Source organism: Bradyrhizobium sp. LTSPM299 (assembly GCF_000938235.1).
Lineage (GTDB): Bacteria > Pseudomonadota > Alphaproteobacteria > Rhizobiales > Xanthobacteraceae > Bradyrhizobium.
Map to the genome: position 1 here is coordinate 43,320 of NZ_JYMU01000052.1, position 17,892 is coordinate 61,211.

Consider the following 17,892-nt stretch of genomic DNA (forward strand, 5'->3'; position numbering starts at 1 on the left):
GATTATTTGTCGAAGAACGTCACCGTGTCGGCCACACTGGCGCGCGAGGTGCGATAGCTGTTCACCTTGTTCGCGTGGTCGGCATAGCCGAACGAAATGCCGCAGACGACGCGGCGGTCGTCGGCGAGATCAAAGTGGCGGCGGATCAGACCGGAATGGCGGGCGATGGCGGCTTGCGGGATGGTGCCGAGGCCGAGCGCCTGCGCCGCCAGCATGAAGTTCGAGACATAGGCACCGCAATCGATCGCGCCATAGATGCCGAGCGGCTCGTTGGTGTGGATCACGGCGACATGCGGCGCACCGAAGAAATTGTAATTCTCCAGCGCCTGTTTTGCGTAGGCCGCCTTGTCGCCGCGCGCGATGCTCAGCGTATTGTAAAGCTGGAACCCGCTCTCGCGGCGCCGCTCCAGATAGACGCCGGCATATTCGCGCGGCGGCGTGAAGTCATAGTCCTCGCCAAGGCCACGCGATGCCTCGGCATAGATGGCTTTTCGGAATCGTTCCTTGGCCTCGCCGGAGACGATCAAGACCTGCCAGGGCTGGCTGTTGCACCAGGACGCCGTGCGCTGCGCTGTGGCGAGTACATGCTCGATGGTTTCGCGCGGCACTTCGCGTGGCTCAAACGCGCGCACCGAGTAGCGCTCATTGAGCAGCTCCTCGAGCGCGCCGATGCGGTCTTCGGTCGAATAGCGAGGGCTTGGGGTCTTCGCGTCCATGGCGCTTCCATCTTCCTGTCATTCCGGGGCGCGCGGAGCGCGAACCCGGAATCTAGAGGTTACTGACTCATCTCGAGATTCCGGGTTCGATGCTTCGCATCGCCCCGGAATGACGGTTAACCTCGCCCCTTGGTCGGGATCTTGTTGTAAGGCACGTCCTTGTCCACCCTGATGTCGCCGGGCAAGCCCAGCACGCGTTCGGCGATGATGTTGCGCAGTATCTCGTCGGTACCGCCCGCGATGCGCATCGAGGGTGACGACAGCAGCATTTGCTGGAACTGGCCGTTGGCCTGCTCCTCGTCGGCTCCGGTCAGGCTGCCTGCCGCGCCCACCAGATCCATCGCGTAGGTCGCGATGTCCTGCAGCATCAGGCCGGAGACGAGCTTGCCGATGGAGTTTTCCGGGCCGGGACGTTCGCCCTTCGATAGCGCCGAGATCGCGCGGTAGCTGGTGTATTTCAGCCCGCTCGCCTTCACCGCCCAGCTCGCAAGCTTGGAACGCACCGCCGGATCGTCGATCGCCAGCCCGTCCTCCAGCATCAAATTGGAGCAGAACTCGAACAGTTCAGGCACGCCGGTCGCGAGCCGCGAGCCGATCGACATGCGCTCGTTCATCAGCGTGGTCAGCGACACGCTCCAACCCTCGCCGACAGCGCCAAGCCGCTGGCTGTCCGGGATCACGACGTCGGTGAAGTAAACCTCGTTGAACTCCTGCATGCCATTGGCCTGCTTGATCGGCCGCACCTCGACGCCCGGGCTCTTCATGTCGAGGAAGAACATCGTCAGGCCCTTGTGCTTGGGCACATTCGGATCGGTACGTGCGATCAGGAGACCGTAGTCGGAATAATGCGCGCCCGAGGTCCAGATCTTCTGGCCGTTGACGACCCAATTGTCGCCCTTTTTCTCGGCGCGGGTACGCAAGCCGGCGACGTCGGAGCCGGCCGACGGTTCGGAGAACAGCTGGCACCAGATCTCCTCGCCGGAGGCGAGCTTCGGCAGATAGCGGCGCTTGGCGTCTTCAGTGCCCCAGGCCATCACGGTCGGGCCGCACATGCCCTCGCCGATCTGGAACGGCTGCGTCAGCTTGCCATAGACGCCCTCCTCCTGCTGCCAGATCACGCGCTCGATCGGCGTCACGCCGCGGCCACCATATTCCTTCGGCCAATGCAGGCAGGCCCAGCCGCCATCGGCCTTCTTCTTCTGCCAGGCCTTGCCGACATCGACCATGTCGTGCTTGGCGAGCCTGATGCGGCCGAGCGAGGATTTTGACAACTCCTCCTCAAACTCTTTCGGCGCATTGGCAGCGACCCAGTTGCGGGCGACGGCGCGAAACTCGGCTTCCTGCGGCGTGTCATCGAAATTCATGGCGGGCTCCTTTTTTTCTTTGTCATTCCGGGGCGCGCACAGCGCGAACCCGGAATCTAGAAGTTATGTCGCTCGAGGTTCTCAGATGTGCAAATGCACATCGTAGTTCGCCGCTTTGCGCCACCCCGGAACGACAGTTAAGCTCTTCCCTTGGTCGGGATCTTGTTAAACGGCACGTCCTTGTCGACCCTGATGTCACCGGGTAGTCCCAGCACACGCTCGGCGATGATGTTGCGCATGATCTCGTCGGTGCCGCCTTCGACGCGGGTGCCGGGCGCGCGCAGCAGCATCGCCTGAAATTTTCCCGCGGCCTCGGCATCGTCGGGCCCGCTCAGCGCGCCGCTGGCGCCCTGCAGATCGAGCGCGTAGGTGGCCACGTCCTGGATCATCGAGCCGGCCACGAGTTTGCCGATCGAATTCTCCGGTCCCGGACGATCGCCCTTCGACAATGCCGAGATCGCGCGCATGCTGGTGTATTTCAGACCGCTGGCCTTCACCGCCCAGTTCGCCAGTTTCGAGCGCACCGCGCGGTTCTCGATCGCGGGGCCGTCCTCCAGCATCAGACTGTTGCAGAAGTCGAACAGCTCGGGGAAGCCGGTGGAAACGCCGGCACCGATCGACATCCGCTCGTTCATCAGCGTGGTCAGCGACACGTTCCAGCCGTCATTGACGTTGCCGAGCCGCTGCGAATCGGGAATGCGGACGTCGGTGAAATAGACCTCGTTGAAATCAGACGCGCCGCTCGCCTGCTTGATCGACCGCACCTCAACGCCGGGGCTCTTCATGTCCAGGAAAAACATGGTAAGACCCTTGTGCTTGGGCACATTCGGATCCGTCCTCGTCAGCAGGATGCCGTAATCCGAATAATGCGCGCCCGAGGTCCAGATCTTCTGGCCGTTGATGATCCATTCGTCGCCGTTCTTCTCGGCGCGGGTACGAAGCCCCGCGACGTCGGAGCCGCCCGCGGGCTCCGAAAATAGCTGGCACCAGATCTTTTCGCCGGACGCGAGCGGCGGCAGATAGCTGCGCTTCTGCTCCTCGCCGGCGAACGCCATCATGGTCGGGCCGCACATGCCGTGACCGATGATGAACATCGCGCTGAGACGGCCGAATGCGCCCTCTTCCTGCTGCCAGATCACCCGCTCGATCGGCGAAGAGCCACGGCCGCCATAATCCTTCGGCCAGTGCAGGCAGGCCCAGCCGGCGTCGGCCTTCTTCTTCTGCCAGGCCTTTGCGACCTCCAGGATGTTGGCGCCCTTGAGCTGGACGCGGCCGAGCGAGGCCTTGCGCAGCTCATCCTCATATTGCTTCGGCGCATTCGCCGCGATCCAGGCCTTCGCCTCGGCGCGGAACGCGGCCTCCTGCGGGGTGTCGTCGAAATTCATGGCGTTGTCCTTGCTCGTCATTCCGGGGCGCGCGCAGCGCGAACCCGGAATCTAGAAGTTACTTTACTCATCTCGGGATTCTCAGGTGCGCAATTGCGCACCATAGTTCGCAGCTCCGCTGCGCCCCGGAATGACGGCCGAGATCAGGCCGCGTTCTTCTTGCGCATGCGATCGATCAGGGCGTCTTCCCAATAAGAGAGACCGCCGAGGCCGAGCGCGACCGCGTTGGCGCGGCGGTAGTACATGTGGCAGTCGAATTCCCAGGTGAAACCCATGCCGCCATGAACCTGGATGTTGTTCTTGGCGCAGTGCTGGAACGCCTGCGTCGCGCTGATGCGTGCGGCGGCGGCCGCTTCCGGCAGTTCACCGGCATTGGTCGAGAGCGCCCAGGCGCCGTAATAGCAATTCGAGCGCGCCAGCGTCGCCGAGACATACATGTCGGCCAGCATGTGCTTGACCGCCTGGAACGAGCCGATCGGACGGCCGAACGCGATGCGGTCGAGCGCGTAATCGCGGCCCATCTCCAGCGCGCGGTCGGCGCCGCCGACCTGCTCGAAGGCCATCAAGACGGCGGCGCGATCCAACACCTGCGTGATGACGCCCCAGCCTTCGCCGGCCGCGCCGAGCGGCTCGGCCTTGGCGTCCTTGAAGGTGATCTCGGCCTGGCCACGGGTCAGATCGATATTGGTCAACGGCTTGACCTCGACGCCGCCGCCCTTGAGGTCGACAATGAACAGCGAAATGTCGGACTCGCGTCCACTGGAGCCGGTGCGCGCGGCAACCACGGCGAAATCGGCGATTGCGCCGTCCGGCACCGGCTTCTTGACGCCGTTGAGCGCGCCGCCATTGGCTGACACGTTGATCGCCTTCGGCGACGGATTGCCCTTGCCCTCGAACAGCGCCAGCGTGCCGATCGCCTCTCCGGATGCGATCTTCGGCAGCCATTTCTGCTTCTGCGCATCCGAGCCGGCGATCAGGATCGCTTCCGCGGCGAGATAGACCGTGGAAGAGAACGGCACCGGCGCCAGCGCGCGGCCCATTTCCTCCGCGATCACGCAGAGTTCGAGATGGCCTGCGCCGGCGCCGCCGAATTGTTCGGGGATCGCAACGCCGAGGAAGCCCATCTCGGCAAGGCCCTTCCAGAGCGCCTTGTCGTAGGCGGCCTTGCCGTCGAGCACTTCGCGAACGGCCTTCGGCGGGCATTTCTCGGAAAGGAATTTCCGCGCCCCGTCGCGCATCTGCTTCTGTTCGTCGGAGAAATCGAAGTTCATGGCGGCTACCTTCTTGGTTCTGTCGTTTCAATTCGCCGTCATTCCGGGGCGCCGCGGAGCGGCGAGCCCGGAATCCATAACCACGATCGGGAGTATGGATTCCGGGCCTGCGCCCAAGAGGGCGCATCCCGGAATGACGAATGGAGAGAGCGTCAACCTCATCACAGCACAATCACCTCATCGCCTGGTCTGTCGGCGTAAAGCTTCTCCACCAGCGCAGCACGGCGCTCGAGGCCGGCGCGCTGGTTGATGTAGCCCTTGTCGGTGAGTTCGTTGCCATCAATCGACGGCGGCTCAACCATCAGCATCGCGCGCGCAACCCGCATGCTGCTGCCGGTGGTCGAGGAATTATGCGCCTGCAGGCCCTTTTTGAGGCACGCGATCACGTCGGGATGCCCGATCACGTCCCGATAGGTCGCCTCAGGATTGCCGACGAGCTGGCGGCACGCATGCAGGTTTGGCCAGCACAGCAGGCCAATGAACGGAAGATCCTGGCCTGCAACCAGCGCGTCATGCACCACCGGTGTCGCGGCCGCGATCGCGTCGGTGCGCAGCGAGCCAACATGAACGAAGGTGCCGGTGGTCAATTTGAAATCCTCGACCACGCGGCCGGCGAAGATGATGCCCTGCAGCGGATCCTGGGGGTCGACGAACAGGCCGGCGTCGCCGATGCAGTAATAGCCCTCCTCGTCGAACATCTTCTTCGTCAGTTCAGGCTGGCCGAAATAACCCGGCGTGACGTTGATGCCGCGCAACCGCAATTCGTATTTCGAGCCGCACGGCACCATCTTCAGTTCGACGCCAGGGAACGGCAGGCCGATCAGACCGACGCGCTCGGTGTCCCAATAGGTGCCGGTCGAGGTCGGCGCGGTCTCGGTCGAGCCCCAGCCGGTGTAGAACACGATGCGTTCGCCGGTGGTCTTCACCGCCAGAGCCTGCATGCGGTCATAGAGATCGTCGGGCAGCCGCGCGCCGCCATAGGCCATGATCAAGAGGTTCTTGAAGAAGCTCTCGCACAGCGCGTCGTCCTTCTCCATCGCCGCGGCTAGCGCCGCATAGCCAGCCGGGACATTGGCGTAATAGGTCGGCGAGACCTCGCGCAGATTCCTGATGGTCTCCTCGAGTTGGCCCGGCAACGGCCGGCCATCGTCGATATAGAGAGTCCCGCCGTCGACCAGCACCGGATTGAAGGCGGCGTTGCCACCCATGGTGTGATTCCACGGCATCCAGTCGAGCACAGTCGATACCGGACCACCTGATACACGCGGACGGACCTGCGTCATCATCGCCGCATTGGCGCACATCATCTCCTGGGTGTTGATGACGGCCTTCGGCATGCCGGTCGAGCCCGAGGTGAACAGCAGCTTGCCGACGGTCTTTGGCGTGATCTTCGCGATCGATTCATGGACCGCCGCCGTCACTGGCGTCGCCGCGAGATCGGCATAGGACACACTCTTGATGCCTTCGCAGGGACGCAAGACGTGGATCACTGTGATCCCGGTCAGATCGAGCGCCCTGAGCGCCTTCTCGAAGGTCGGGCCGTCCTGCACCATCACGACGGCCGGCTTGATCAGGTTGAACAGATATTTGAGCTTGAGATGGTCCTGGCTCATCAGCGAATAGGCCGGCGACACGGGCGCCGCTGGCAGCCGCGTCTGCATCGCGGCCTGCGTCATCAGCGCATGCTCGATCGAATTGCCAGAGAGGATCGCGACCGGGCGGCCATCGTCAAGGCCGAGATCGAGCAGGCCTTGCGTCAGCGCATCGACGGTGCGCTTGGCTTCGCCATAGGACAGCTTGCGCCACTGTCTATCGGGGCCGCCGCGCTGCGCCAGCCAGGTTCGCTCCGGCGCCTGCGTCGCCCATTTCGCGAGCGAGGCGGGAATATGCGTTTCATAGGCCTGCAGCGGAATGCGCGACTTCAGCACGACAGTGCCGTCGTCGCGCCGCTCGACCGCGATGTCGCGCGCCAGCCAGTCCACCTTGCGAAAGGCCGGCTTCGTCAACACAACAGCGGCAGCCCCATCCATTTTGCGTCTCCCGGAATTTTCTTGTCCTTTGTGGATCTTCTGTCAGCGCCTGATATAGACAGGCTTTCGTTTCTCAAGGAAGGCCTTGATGCCCTCCTGGAAATCCTCCGAGCGGCTGCACAGGACCTGATTGCGGTCCTCCATCGCGATGACGGCTTCGATCGAGCCGGCATCGACGCTCATGTTGAGGCATTCCTTGGAAAGCCTGAGGCCCACCGGCGAAGCCGTCATCATCGCGTCGACGTAAGGGTTGGCGGCGGTATCGAGATCGGCAGCGTCAACCACTTCGGACACCAGGCCCACGGCGAGCGCGCGATCGGCGTGGATGAAGCGGCCGGTGAGGATCAATTCGGAGGCGACGGAGACGCCGACGAGGCGCGGCAGGAAATAGCTGGTGCCGATATCGCAACCGCCGAGCCCGAGCTTGATGAAGGCGCAGTTCATCCGCGCATTCTTCGCGGCGATGCGGATGTCGGCGGCGAGCGCCAGCGCAAAGCCGCCGCCGGCGGCGGCGCCCTGCACCAGCGCGATGATCGGCTGCGGACAGCGCCGCATCAGCATCACAATGTCGGCAATGCGGCGCTGCGAGTCGAGCGATTCGGTGACGCCGGGCGGCTCGGTCTGGCCGCCGCGGCGGGCCATCGCCTGCTTGAGGTCGAGGCCGGCGCAGAAATTGGCGCCCGCGCCCTTGAGCACGACGACGCGGGTATCACGATTGCGCTGCAGGCCCTGGAAGTAGGTGTTGAGCGCGTCGATCAGCGAGGCATCGAGCGCGTTGAGGCTCTCGGGGCGATTGAGCGTGACCCAATCAACTCCGTCGTGATGTTCGATCAGCAGCGGACTTGTCACGTCTTGCTCCCACCCGTTCAGCGAATGCGATGCTTGTCGTTGCGCCCTCTCCCCTTGTGGGAGAGGGCATGTGCGCTGTCGGCCCTGCATTCGCTTCGGTGAGGGGTCTGTCTCCGCGGAGAGAACCCCTCATCCGTCGCGGACTACGTCCGCGCCACCTTCTCCCACAAGGGGAGAAGGCAAGTGCAGCGCAGCCTGTCGCTACCGCGGCGCCATACGGATGGCGCCGTCGAGGCGGATGGTTTCGCCGTTGAGCATCGGGTTCTCGACGATGTGAACTGCGAGGTTGCCGTATTCCGAGGCATCGCCGAGGCGGGCCGGATGCGGCACCTGGGCACCGAGGCTCTTGCGGGCTTCCTCGTTGAGGCCCATCAGCAGCGGCGTCAGGAACAGGCCGGGCGCGATGGTGTTGACGCGGATCTTCAGGCTGGCGAGGTCGCGCGCGGCCGGCAGCGTGAGGCCGACAACACCGCCCTTGGAGGCGGCATAGGCGATCTGGCCGATCTGGCCTTCATAGGCCGCAACCGACGCCGTATTGATCGCGACGCCGCGCTCTTCGCCGATCGGAGCCTCGGTCGCCAGACGTTCGGCGAACAGGCGCAGCACGTTGAAGGTGCCGATCAGATTGACGTTGATGATGCGGACGAATTTTTCCAGCGGATAGACGCCGTCCTTGCCGACGACGCGCTGCGAGCCGCCGATGCCGGCGCAGTTCATCAGCACGCGCGCAATGCCATGCGCAGCCTCGGCCTTGGCGATCGCCGCCTTGATCTGCTCCTCAGAGGTGACGTCGGCATGCAGGGCAACGCCCTTCACCTCGGCGGCGACCTTTTCGGCGTTTTCCTTGTTCTGGTCGATGACGCCGATCTTGGCGCCCTTGGCGGCCATAGCGCGGGCGGTCGCGGCGCCGAGGCCGGAGCCACCGCCGGTGATGAGAACGGCAACGTCTTTCAACTGCATTTTGATAGCCTTTCCTTGGGCGTTTCTTCTCTAGACTTCGAACTTCTTATTCGGCCGCGGCGGCCGCCGTTTCATTCTTCGGATTGAGCATGCCGCCAAAAATCAGCGCTTCCATATGCTTGATGTAATCGCGGCAGACTTCGTCGGTGACCGGACCGACGCCGACCGCGCGCGACATCGCGTGGCGGGCGAAGAACAAATGATCGCAGGCGCCGATCAGGCTGGTGTAGAACAGCACCGGATCGACATTGCGAAACTCACCAGCCTTGACGCCCTCGGCGAGCAGGCGGCCATGAAACTCCAGGAGCGGCGCGACGAAGAATTTCGACACCTCGTCGGCGGCGTCAGGTGTGCTCTCATGCAGCAGATAGTGGATCAGCCGGTTCATATAGGGGAACTGACGATAGGCGCGGATGATGCCGCCGATATGCAGCCGCAGTTTTGCGGTGGGCGTGATCGGCTGCACCAGCAGATAATCGAGCTGGGACATTTCTGTCGCGGCATCGCGCGCCAGCAGCGCCAGCAACAGCCCGTCCTTGTTGCCGAAATGATATTTCACCAGGGCGGCGTTGACGCCGGACTTCTGCGCGATGTCGGACAGCGAGACCTCGATCGAGGCGCGCTCGATCATCAGCTCGCTGGCTGCGACCAATAGCTTTTCGGCGGTGGCATTTTTGCCGGCCGGAAGTCTCGTCGGTACGCTGGTATTCAACTGCGCTCTGGCCTTTGCCGGGAAATCGAGGCCGCACATAAGCCCATGGCGGGGCTGCACTCAAGAGTTAATTGATTGATTGACTAAACGTGGAGCCGTCCCTTAAATCCGGCCCAACTTCAAAAGCATTCAATCCAGAACATCAGGGAGATCAGACATGGCCGAGGCATATATCGTCGCCGCCGCTCGCACCGCGGGCGGCCGCAAGGGAGGGCGTCTTGCCGGCTGGCATCCGGCCGATCTGGCAGCGACCGTGCTCGATGCGCTGGTCGAACGCTCCGGCGCCGACCCTGCGCAGGTCGAAGACGTGATCATGGGCTGCGTGATGCAGGCCGGCGAGCAGTCCAACAACATCGCACGCAACGCAGTGATGGCCTCGAAACTGCCGGAGAGCGTGCCCGCGACCTCGATCGACCGCCAGTGCGGCTCCTCGCAACAGGCGCTGCACTTCGCGGCACAGGCGGTGATGAGCGGCACGATGGACTGCGTGATCGCTGCCGGCGTCGAATCGATGACGCGCGTGCCGATGGGCCTTGCCTCGCAGCTCCCCGCCAAGAACGGCTTTGGCCACTACAAGAGCCCGGGGATCGAGGCGAAATATCCGAACATCATGTTCAGCCAGTTCACCGGCGCGGAAATGATGGCGGAGAAGTACGGTCTGTCGAAGGATGAGCTCGATGAATATTCCTACAACAGCCATCAGCGTGCGATCGCGGCAACCCAAGCCGGTGCCTTCAAGGATGAGATCGTGCCGCTGACGATCACCCGCGCCGACGGCTCGACCGACACCCACCACATCGATGAAGGCATCCGCTTCGATGTCAGCCTCGACGGCATCAAGGGCGTCAAGCTGATCGCCGAGAACGGCAAGCTCTCCGCGGCCAGCGCCAGTCAGATCTGCGACGGCGCTTCCGGCGTGATGGTCGTCAACGAAAAGGGCCTGAAGGCGCTCGGCGTCAAGCCGATGGCGCGCATCCACCATTTGACCATGATGGGCGGCGATCCCGTGATCATGCTGGAAGCGCCGCTGCCGGCGACCCAGCGCGCGCTGCAGAAAGCCGGCATGAGCGTCGATGACATCGACCTGTTCGAGGTCAACGAGGCCTTCGCCTCGGTGCCGACAGCGTGGCTGAAAACCACCGGCGCCGATCCGGCGCGCCTGAACGTCAATGGCGGCGCCATCGCGCTCGGCCATCCGCTCGGCGGCAGCGGCACCAAGCTGATGACGACGCTGCTGCACGCCCTCAAGCAGCGCAACAAGCGCTACGGCCTGCAGACCATGTGCGAAGGCGGCGGCATGGCGAACGTGACGATCATCGAACGACTCTAAAAAGAAAAGAAGCAATCGGCGACTGGCGAGCAGGGAGTGCGCTTCCTGCTCGCCATTTTCGTATCGAGGAAACACCCGAGGAACGTCCGTGACCCACCCGTCCATTCACGCCCGCAATACACCCGACAAGATCGCCTACCAGATGGCCGCGACCTCCAAGGCGATCACCTATCGTGAACTCAACGAGTTCTCCAACCGGGGCGCACATCTGTTCCGTTCGCTCGGGCTCAAGCCCGGTGATCACATCGCGCTGTTGATGGAAAACCGCCTGGCCTTCATGGAGATCTGCTGGGCGGCGCAACGTTCCGGGCTCTATTACACCGCGATCAGCCGCTACCTGACGCAGGACGAGATCGCCTACATCATCAGGGATTGCGGCGCGAAGGTTTTCATCACCACTCCGAAATGCGCCGACCAGGTGAAGGGGGTCGTCAAGGGCGAGCCGGGCGAACCGCTGTTCTACATGATGGACGAGCCTGCACCCGGCTTCCGCTCCTACGACAAGGAGGCTGCCGCGCAGCCGGTGACGCCTGTTACGGATGAAATCGCGGGCTACGACATGCTCTATTCGTCGGGGACCACCGGCCGGCCCAAGGGCATCAAGAAGGATTTCGAAGGCAACCGGATCGATGTGCCGAATCCGTTCCTGCGCATCCTCTGCGCCGACATGTGCGGTATGAATTCCGACAGCATCTATCTGTCACCGGCGCCGCTCTATCATGCAGCTCCCTTGCGCTTCAACATGATGGCGATCACGCTCGGCGGCACCTCTGTCATAATGGAATCCTTCGACGCCGAGGAGTTTTTGAAGCAAGTCGAGAAGCACAAGATCACCCAGTCGCAGCTGGTGCCGACCATGTTCGTGCGGATGCTGAAACTGCCGGATGATATCCGCACCCGCTACGACGTCTCCTCGCTGAAGGGCGCGATCCACGCCGCGGCGCCCTGCCCGGTCGATGTGAAAGCGAAGATGATCGACTGGTGGGGGCCGATCCTGATCGAGTATTATGCCGGCTCCGAAGGCAACGGCGTTACCGTCTCGACCTCGCAGCAATGGCTGACGCATCGCGGCACCGTCGGTCGCGCCGTGGTCGGCAAGGTCAAGATTCTGGACGAGAACGACCAGGAAGCACCGACCGGCCAGATCGGCCAGGTCTATTTCGCCGACGCGCCTGTCTTCGCGTATCACAACGATCCCGAGAAAACGAAGAAGGCCTACAATGCCAGGGGCTGGTCCACGCTCGGCGACGTCGGCTATCTCGACGACGAAGGCTTCCTCTACCTCACCGACCGCAAGAGCTACATGATCATCTCCGGCGGCGTGAACATCTATCCGCAGGAAACCGAGGACGTGCTGATCACGCACCCCTCCGTCGCCGACGTCGCGGTGTTCGGCGTACCGAACGAGGAGATGGGCGAAGAGGTCAAGGCCGTGGTGCAGCCGCACGACATGGCCAAGGCTGGCAAGGAGCTCGAGGCCGAGCTGATTTTATTTTGCCGCAAGCATTTGTCGCCGATCAAATGCCCGAAGAGCGTCGATTTCGAAGCTGAGTTGCCAAGGACGCCCACGGGCAAGCTGGTGAAGCGGCATCTGCGCGATCGCTATTGGCCGAAGGCGAAGGCGTAATCTGACCTGCGGACCTACAGCGAAGCTGCTGGCTCGCAGGCGGCGGATGACGTGGCGCGCAGATGCAATTGCCCGCGCTGCCCGGAGGCCGTGGTGGTCCATTGCGCATCGATCCGCTGCAGGTCGTCCGACAGCTTTCCGCGATGACTGCCATCGGTCTCGAACGAACCGCTACCTTCAGGCGACCGCTCAAAGATCTCGATCTGCAGGTCGGACAATCTGACGAACATCCGAACTCTTATCTTGGTCACCTTGCGGCCGGCCTCATATGAACCGCAGCCGAGCGCTTCGGCATTTTGCTCGTTCAAGGCACGCACCGAGTCGAAGGTGATGACGAGGTTTTGTACCGTCTTGTCGCCGTCCCACTGGAACTCGCCGATATAGGCGCGCGGCAGCTTGTCAGTTAGGTCCTTGATGTCAGCCGCACGGACGACCGAAGACAACAGCAGGCTTCCGGCCACGATCGTCGCACCAAGGCAGGAAACCCAGCCCGGCAGCTTTGCGATTCCTGCGCGACGCATGCGACATGCATCCTTTGAACAATGTTGCTATCGTTCGATCAAGCATAGGTAGCATCCGGCGGCCGCCTGCGTACAGTCAAGTGCGCGGCATCTGCGGCGACCTTGATTTAGGTAACTTGGATTCAGGTAACTTGCACGATGGAAGCCCTCCCCGACGTCCCGCTCCCCGCCACCATCCGCTCGCGCTATGTCGACGGTATCAACGGCCTGCGCATGCATGTGCTGGAGGCGGGCTTCGAAACGCCTGGCCGGCCCTGCGTGTTGCTGCTGCACGGGTTTCCCGAGCTGGCATTCTCCTGGCGCAAGGTGATGCCGGCGTTGGCCGCGGCGGGCTATCACGTGATCGCACCGGACCAGCGCGGCTATGGCCGCACCACCGGATGGAGCGCCGATTACGACTGCGATCTCGCGCCGTTCCGGCTGCCGAACATGGTCCGCGACGCGCTCGGGCTGGTGGCGGCGTTCGGCTACAAGCACGTCGATGCGGTGATCGGGCATGATGCCGGCTCGTCGGTCGCGACGTGGTGCGCGTTGATCCGGCCCGAAATGTTCCGTGCGGTCGTGATGATGAGCGCGCCGTTCGCGGGACCGCCATCGCTGCCGTTCAACATTGCGAATGCGCCGGCAAAGCCCGTGACCGAGGATCCCGTTCATCGCGAACTGGCGGCGCTGCCGCGGCCGCGCAAGCATTATCAATGGTACTATTCGACGCGCGAGGCCAATGGCGACATGCATCACGCGCCGCAGGGCGTGCACGATTTCCTGCGCGGCTACTACCACCACAAGAGCGCCGACTGGACGGACAACAAGCCGTATCCGCTGCAATCATGGTCGGCGGGAGAGCTGGCAAAGCTGCCGACCTACTACGTCATGGACTTTGCGAAAGACATGGCGGCAACCGTTGCCGAGGAGATGCCGTCGCGCGAGGCGATCGCCGCCAATACATGGCTGCCGGATCGCGATCTCGCCTATTACAGCGCAGAGTACCAACGCACCGGATTCCAGGGCGGGCTGCAATGGTATCGCTGCGGCACCTCGGGCGCGTTCGTGCCGGAGATGCAGACCTGGAGCGGCCGGACCATCGACCAGCCCTCCGCCTTCATCTCGGGCAAGCAGGACTGGGGCACCTATCAGCGGCCCGGCGTCTTCGAGGCGATGCAGACCAAGGCCTGCACCAACATGATCGGCTGCCATCTGGTCGACGGCGCCGGCCACTGGATACAGCAGGAGCAGCCGGAGCAAGTCAGCCGCCTGCTGCTTCAGTTCCTTACGCGCACGGCACAATAGGTTCCGACCCTGGCGGTTTCGGGAACCTTCGGCACGACCTTGCGTTGCGGTCAGCCGGTCCTTCGTCCGGCGAGCTGATCAAGGAGGAGTGACCATGGAAAAGAAGATTGCCGGATTGCTGGGGGCGGTGGCATCGCTCGGGGCGTTCAGCGCCGCGCAAGCTGCGCCGGCGCCAACCGATGTTCTGCAGGCGAATTCCTACGCCGAACTGCTGCAGCCGATCTCGGACGCCTCGGCAAAGTTGCAGGCCCTGGACGAGGCCCCGCCGCCGACCATGACCCGCGAGAATGTGCAGCTTGCACAATACCATCATCACCATCATCACCACCACCATCACGCCTACCAACGCCGCTATGTGCCCCGCGTCGTCGTGGTGCCGCGCTATCGGCGCCACCATCATCACCACCATCATCATCACAACATGTACTGAACGCCGGCCACGCGCTCACGGTTCGACAACGGGGCCCTCTTGGGCCCCGTTGCTTTGCCGGCAATGATGCGGTCGCGGGCTCAGTCCTGGCGCGCCTTCTCCTTTGCGGCGCGGTGCAGATGGCGGTAGGTGCCGTCGAACACGGTGTCGGTCGACGACGTCCACTCAGTTCCGGCGGCCAGTTTGGACCGGTTGCTGTAGATCCGCCGCGCCTGCAATTCGCGTTCGGCAGCCTCCTCCTCCCCCATCCGCTCGAGCTGAAAATTCGCCTCCTCCGGAATCACGATGATCTGAGCGAACGGTTCGTTCGGCCGGAAGATATGGGTGCGGCCTTCCGCCGGCGCCTTGAACACCGTGAAGAACAGCATCGGCCACCAGTTGCGCACCAGCGCCGGAACCGCGATCGGCACCGTGTCGGTGCGATCGGTGTAGAAGCGCGGATGCGGCTCGGTGCGGATCGCCATGCCGCGCTCGACCTTGAGATCCAGCAGGATCTGGTAGGTGTAGAACGTGTCGCCGAAATTCCGGAATGGCGGCCACTGCACCCCGCCGTCCGGCGGCTCGCCCCAATCGCCATCGAGCTGCAACTTTCCGTCTTTCGTGGTGACGTGCAGCTCGAAATCATAGGGATAGAACAGCTCGATCCCGTACTGCGCGCCTTCCGAGAACGGCACGCAATGCCAAACCTGCTCCCGCGAGCCGTCGACGCGCGGCGCGCGGTCGCCGGCCCAGCCTGGAATCTCGAGTTTCGTCCGCCGCGGCGCCAGTCGTGGGTCGTTCAGGCGGTATTTAATTGTGTCCATGGAAATCCCCCAGGCGTGAGCCACAGGAACTCGAACGAGCGGGAGGCCAGCCCGGTTCCATCGCCGATCACGTTCGGAAAGGCTGCGGCATATCCAGTTGACCGGGCCACCACCCAAGCATATTAGAATTATTCTAATTCTAAACTGGGTAAAGAAGGCGCCGCCGTGAAGAATTTCGCTGACCTGACCGAGCGCGAGGTGCTGGCCGTCGCGATCGCCTCCGAGGAGGAAGACAGCCGCATCTATATGAGCTTCGCGGAGGATTTGTCCGAACGCTATCCGGATACCGCAAAGATCTTCGAGGAAATGGCCGAGGAGGAGCGCGGCCATCGCCATCGGCTGCTCGAAACCTACGAACAGCGCTTCGGCGCGCATCTTCCGCCAATCCGGCGCGAGGACGTCAGAGGTTTTCTGCGCCGCCGCCCGGTCTGGCTGACCAAAAACCTGCCGCTCGACACCATCCGCAAGGAAGTCGAGACCATGGAGCTGGAGGCCGAGCGCTTCTACGTCAAGGCGGCCGAGAAGGCCGAGGATGTCGGCGTGCGCCGGCTGCTCGGCGATCTCGCCGAGGAAGAGAAGGGCCACGAGAAGCTCGCGGTCCGATTGACCGGCGACATCCTCAAGCCGGATGTGCGCGCCGAGGAAGACCGCACGCGCCGGCGAATGTTCGTGCTGCAATATGTCCAGCCGGGGCTCGCCGGATTGATGGACGGCTCGGTCTCGACATTGGCGCCACTGTTCGCGGCCGCCTTCGCCACACATCACAACTGGCAGACCTTCCTGGTCGGCCTCGCCGCATCGATCGGCGCCGGCATCAGCATGGGCTTCGCCGAAGCGCTGTCCGACGACGGCTCGCTGACCGGCCGCGGCTCGCCCTGGCTGCGCGGTGTGACCTGCGGACTGATGACGACGCTCGGCGGATTGGGCCACACCATTCCCTATCTGGTGCCCGATGCGTGGGCCAACGCCTTCTGGATCGCGACCGCAATCGCCGGGATCGTCGTGTTCTTCGAATTGTGGGCGATCGCCTTCATCCGCTCGCGCTACATGGACACGCCGTTCCTGCAGGCGGTGTTCCAGATCGTGCTCGGCGGCGCGATCGTGCTCGCCGTCGGGATCTTGATCGGCGCAGCATAGAGCGGATCGAGCACCGAGATGCGAAGCCACCGCCAACATCGATACCTGACCGGTGCAGCATTGATCGTGCTGGCTACGCTCGGACGCAGCGGTGGCGCGAAGGCCACCGATGAGATCCAGGTCTACAATGCCAGCATTGCCGAACCTGGCCAGTTCACCATCCAGCAGCACCTCAACTACGTCGGCATCGGGCAGAAGGATCCGCCGTTTCCCGGCGGCTTTCCCTCCAACCACAGCCTCAACGGCACGCCGGAATTTGCCTATGGCATGACCGATTGGTGGGAGCTCGGGCTCTATCTGCCGTTTGCCGTGCAGGACAACCAGTTCCTGTCTGACGCATTCAAGCTGCGCACGCTGTTCGTCTCGCCGAACGCCGACAAGCGCAATCTGTTCTACGGCATCAATTTCGAGCTCAGCTACGAGATGCCGAAATTCGCGCAGACCCGCTGGGGTCTCGAGATCCGGCCGATCATCGGCGTGCGTAATGCGGACTATGAATTCATCGTCAACCCGATCGTCGACGTCGGCTTCGGCAAATATGGCGAAGCGGATTTCGCACCAGCCGTGCGCGTGGCGCGCAGGCTGAAGGACAATCTGTTCGTCGGCCTCGAATATTACGCCGACTTCGGCAAGATCGGCGACTTCAGCCCGCTCGCGCAGCAGCAGCACACGCTGTTCGCGGTGACCGATTTCAAGCTCGGCGAATTCGACGTCAATTTCGGCGTCGGCTACGGCCTGACGCCGGCGTCCGACCGGCTGGTCGTCAAGACGATCATCGGCTATGCATTTCCGGTGCCGGGCAGCAAGGAGAGCACGGAGCGCGCCAGCGCGAACGGCGCCGTCAACCCGATGGCGCATCTGTCGGCACGAAGCACGCCTTACTAGACTAGCGCGAAAACCCTCAAAATCGGCCCGAGAGTCCATGCCCGGTCAGTTGCACTACGGCGCTACCGCAAAGCTGCTGCATTGGGTGATCGTCGCCCTGCTGGCGGTGCAATACCCGATCGGCTGGCTGATGCCGGATATTCACCCCGGCCAGGCGCCCGGTGCAGCGATGACGTTCCACATCTCGTTCGGCATCGTCATCCTTGTTCTCATCGTGGTGCGGTTGATCTGGCGGCTGACGCATCCGGTTGCGTCGGAGAGCTCGCTTCCGCCATGGCAGCGCCTCAGCTCGGAAGCCGTGCACTGGATGCTCTATGTCCTCGTGCTGGCGACGACCGTGAGCGGCTGGGTGTTCGCGTCGTTCCGTGGCTGGGCGGTGTCATTCTTCTACATGATGCCGCTTCCGATGCTGGCCTCGGACAACGCAGCGGCGGGCAAGGCGATCGACGGCCTGCACCAGGCTGCGGAATGGTCGCTCCTGGTGCTGATTTGCCTTCACGTTGCCGTGGCGCTGGCCCACCTTTTCATCTACCGCGACCACGTCATGCAGCGCATGCTTCCGAAATAGGGTCGCCCACGCAATCG

17 protein-coding genes are annotated in these 17,892 nt (G+C 63.2%); 7 read left to right on the forward strand and 10 right to left on the reverse strand.

The features are described from left to right. Positions 1–2: 2 nt before the first annotated feature. The 8 genes from UP10_RS27620 to UP10_RS27655 all read right to left on the reverse strand — a co-directional run bounded on the left by UP10_RS27620 (position 3) and on the right by UP10_RS27655 (position 9,287). Positions 3–716, reverse strand: a complete 714-nt coding sequence (locus tag UP10_RS27620; RefSeq protein WP_044590381.1) for a nitroreductase — start codon at positions 714–716, stop codon at positions 3–5. A 116-nt stretch (positions 717–832) separates the two neighbouring features. Continuing rightward, positions 833–2,080, reverse strand: coding sequence for an acyl-CoA dehydrogenase (locus tag UP10_RS27625; protein WP_044590382.1), 1,248 nt, complete (start codon positions 2,078–2,080; stop codon positions 833–835). A gap of 137 nt (positions 2,081–2,217) precedes the next feature. Next, positions 2,218–3,465 (reverse strand): acyl-CoA dehydrogenase, encoded by a 1,248-nt coding sequence (locus tag UP10_RS27630; RefSeq protein ID WP_044590464.1) that lies wholly within the window; start codon positions 3,463–3,465, stop codon positions 2,218–2,220. Between the two features lie 143 nt (positions 3,466–3,608). Continuing rightward, positions 3,609–4,736, reverse strand: coding sequence for an acyl-CoA dehydrogenase family protein (locus tag UP10_RS27635; RefSeq protein WP_044590383.1), 1,128 nt, complete (start codon positions 4,734–4,736; stop codon positions 3,609–3,611). 161 nt (positions 4,737–4,897) lie between these two features. Then, on the reverse strand, positions 4,898–6,766 hold the full coding sequence (locus UP10_RS27640) for an AMP-binding protein (protein ID WP_044590384.1): 1,869 nt from the start codon (positions 6,764–6,766) through the stop codon (positions 4,898–4,900). Positions 6,767–6,808: 42 nt separating this feature from the next. Next, positions 6,809–7,615 (reverse strand): enoyl-CoA hydratase/isomerase family protein, encoded by an 807-nt coding sequence (locus UP10_RS27645; RefSeq protein ID WP_044590385.1) that lies wholly within the window; start codon positions 7,613–7,615, stop codon positions 6,809–6,811. Positions 7,616–7,816: 201 nt separating this feature from the next. Further along, complete coding sequence (locus UP10_RS27650; protein WP_044590386.1) at positions 7,817–8,575, reverse strand: SDR family NAD(P)-dependent oxidoreductase; 759 nt, start codon at positions 8,573–8,575, stop codon at positions 7,817–7,819. Positions 8,576–8,621: 46 nt separating this feature from the next. Next, positions 8,622–9,287 (reverse strand): TetR family transcriptional regulator, encoded by a 666-nt coding sequence (locus UP10_RS27655; protein ID WP_502692261.1) that lies wholly within the window; start codon positions 9,285–9,287, stop codon positions 8,622–8,624. A gap of 157 nt (positions 9,288–9,444) precedes the next feature. Here UP10_RS27655 and UP10_RS27660 point away from each other — a divergent pair, with 157 nt between their 5' ends. Together UP10_RS27660 and UP10_RS27665 are read left to right on the forward strand one after the other, a co-directional pair. Next, complete coding sequence (locus tag UP10_RS27660; protein ID WP_044590388.1) at positions 9,445–10,617, forward strand: acetyl-CoA C-acetyltransferase; 1,173 nt, start codon at positions 9,445–9,447, stop codon at positions 10,615–10,617. A gap of 88 nt (positions 10,618–10,705) precedes the next feature. Beyond that, positions 10,706–12,244: an acyl-CoA synthetase gene (locus UP10_RS27665; protein ID WP_044590389.1), complete on the forward strand. Its 1,539-nt coding sequence runs from the start codon at positions 10,706–10,708 to the stop codon at positions 12,242–12,244. A gap of 14 nt (positions 12,245–12,258) precedes the next feature. On the opposite strand, the gene UP10_RS27670 is transcribed toward UP10_RS27665, so the two are convergent. Beyond that, positions 12,259–12,765, reverse strand: coding sequence for a hypothetical protein (locus UP10_RS27670; protein ID WP_044590390.1), 507 nt, complete (start codon positions 12,763–12,765; stop codon positions 12,259–12,261). Positions 12,766–12,903: 138 nt separating this feature from the next. On the opposite strand from UP10_RS27670, the gene UP10_RS27675 reads away from it, so the two are divergent. Together UP10_RS27675 and UP10_RS27680 are read left to right on the forward strand one after the other, a co-directional pair. Further along, a complete protein-coding gene (locus UP10_RS27675) occupies positions 12,904–14,052 on the forward strand; it encodes an alpha/beta hydrolase (RefSeq protein ID WP_044590391.1) in 1,149 nt (382 codons plus the stop codon). 94 nt (positions 14,053–14,146) lie between these two features. Further along, positions 14,147–14,482 (forward strand): hypothetical protein, encoded by a 336-nt coding sequence (locus UP10_RS27680; protein WP_044590392.1) that lies wholly within the window; start codon positions 14,147–14,149, stop codon positions 14,480–14,482. A gap of 80 nt (positions 14,483–14,562) precedes the next feature. On the opposite strand, the gene UP10_RS27685 is transcribed toward UP10_RS27680, so the two are convergent. Continuing rightward, entirely contained in the window at positions 14,563–15,285 is a 723-nt protein-coding gene (locus UP10_RS27685; RefSeq protein ID WP_044590393.1) for a hypothetical protein, read from the reverse strand. Between the two features lie 165 nt (positions 15,286–15,450). On the opposite strand from UP10_RS27685, the gene mbfA reads away from it, so the two are divergent. From mbfA to UP10_RS27700, 3 genes are read left to right on the forward strand one after another with little or no spacing between them, the layout of a single operon-like run. Then, a complete protein-coding gene (mbfA, locus tag UP10_RS27690; RefSeq protein WP_044590394.1) occupies positions 15,451–16,422 on the forward strand; it encodes an iron exporter MbfA in 972 nt (323 codons plus the stop codon). An 18-nt stretch (positions 16,423–16,440) separates the two neighbouring features. After that, complete coding sequence (locus UP10_RS27695) at positions 16,441–17,307, forward strand: hypothetical protein (protein WP_245321894.1); 867 nt, start codon at positions 16,441–16,443, stop codon at positions 17,305–17,307. 37 nt (positions 17,308–17,344) lie between these two features. Then, the gene (locus UP10_RS27700; protein WP_044590395.1) at positions 17,345–17,875 is read left to right on the forward strand and encodes a cytochrome b; all 531 of its coding nucleotides are present in this window, start codon (positions 17,345–17,347) and stop codon (positions 17,873–17,875) included. The last annotated feature ends 17 nt before the right edge of the window (positions 17,876–17,892 follow it).

What these genes read in the sequence shown, in the direction of transcription:
- UP10_RS27675 (WP_044590391.1), top strand. Translation starts at nt 12,904, where the DNA reads ATGGAAGCCCTCCCCGACGTCCCGCTCCCCGCCACCATCCGCTCGCGC.
- UP10_RS27700 (WP_044590395.1), top strand. Translation starts at nt 17,345, where the DNA reads ATGCCCGGTCAGTTGCACTACGGCGCTACCGCAAAGCTGCTGCATTGG.
- UP10_RS27670 (WP_044590390.1), bottom strand. Translation starts at nt 12,765, where the DNA reads ATGCGTCGCGCAGGAATCGCAAAGCTGCCGGGCTGGGTTTCCTGCCTT.
- UP10_RS27630 (WP_044590464.1), bottom strand. Translation starts at nt 3,465, where the DNA reads ATGAATTTCGACGACACCCCGCAGGAGGCCGCGTTCCGCGCCGAGGCG.
- UP10_RS27625 (WP_044590382.1), bottom strand. Translation starts at nt 2,080, where the DNA reads ATGAATTTCGATGACACGCCGCAGGAAGCCGAGTTTCGCGCCGTCGCC.
- UP10_RS27620 (WP_044590381.1), bottom strand. Translation starts at nt 716, where the DNA reads ATGGACGCGAAGACCCCAAGCCCTCGCTATTCGACCGAAGACCGCATC.
- UP10_RS27695 (WP_245321894.1), top strand. Translation starts at nt 16,441, where the DNA reads ATGCGAAGCCACCGCCAACATCGATACCTGACCGGTGCAGCATTGATC.
- UP10_RS27660 (WP_044590388.1), top strand. Translation starts at nt 9,445, where the DNA reads ATGGCCGAGGCATATATCGTCGCCGCCGCTCGCACCGCGGGCGGCCGC.
- UP10_RS27680 (WP_044590392.1), top strand. Translation starts at nt 14,147, where the DNA reads ATGGAAAAGAAGATTGCCGGATTGCTGGGGGCGGTGGCATCGCTCGGG.
- UP10_RS27635 (WP_044590383.1), bottom strand. Translation starts at nt 4,736, where the DNA reads ATGAACTTCGATTTCTCCGACGAACAGAAGCAGATGCGCGACGGGGCG.
- UP10_RS27685 (WP_044590393.1), bottom strand. Translation starts at nt 15,285, where the DNA reads ATGGACACAATTAAATACCGCCTGAACGACCCACGACTGGCGCCGCGG.
- UP10_RS27640 (WP_044590384.1), bottom strand. Translation starts at nt 6,766, where the DNA reads ATGGATGGGGCTGCCGCTGTTGTGTTGACGAAGCCGGCCTTTCGCAAG.
- UP10_RS27650 (WP_044590386.1), bottom strand. Translation starts at nt 8,575, where the DNA reads ATGCAGTTGAAAGACGTTGCCGTTCTCATCACCGGCGGTGGCTCCGGC.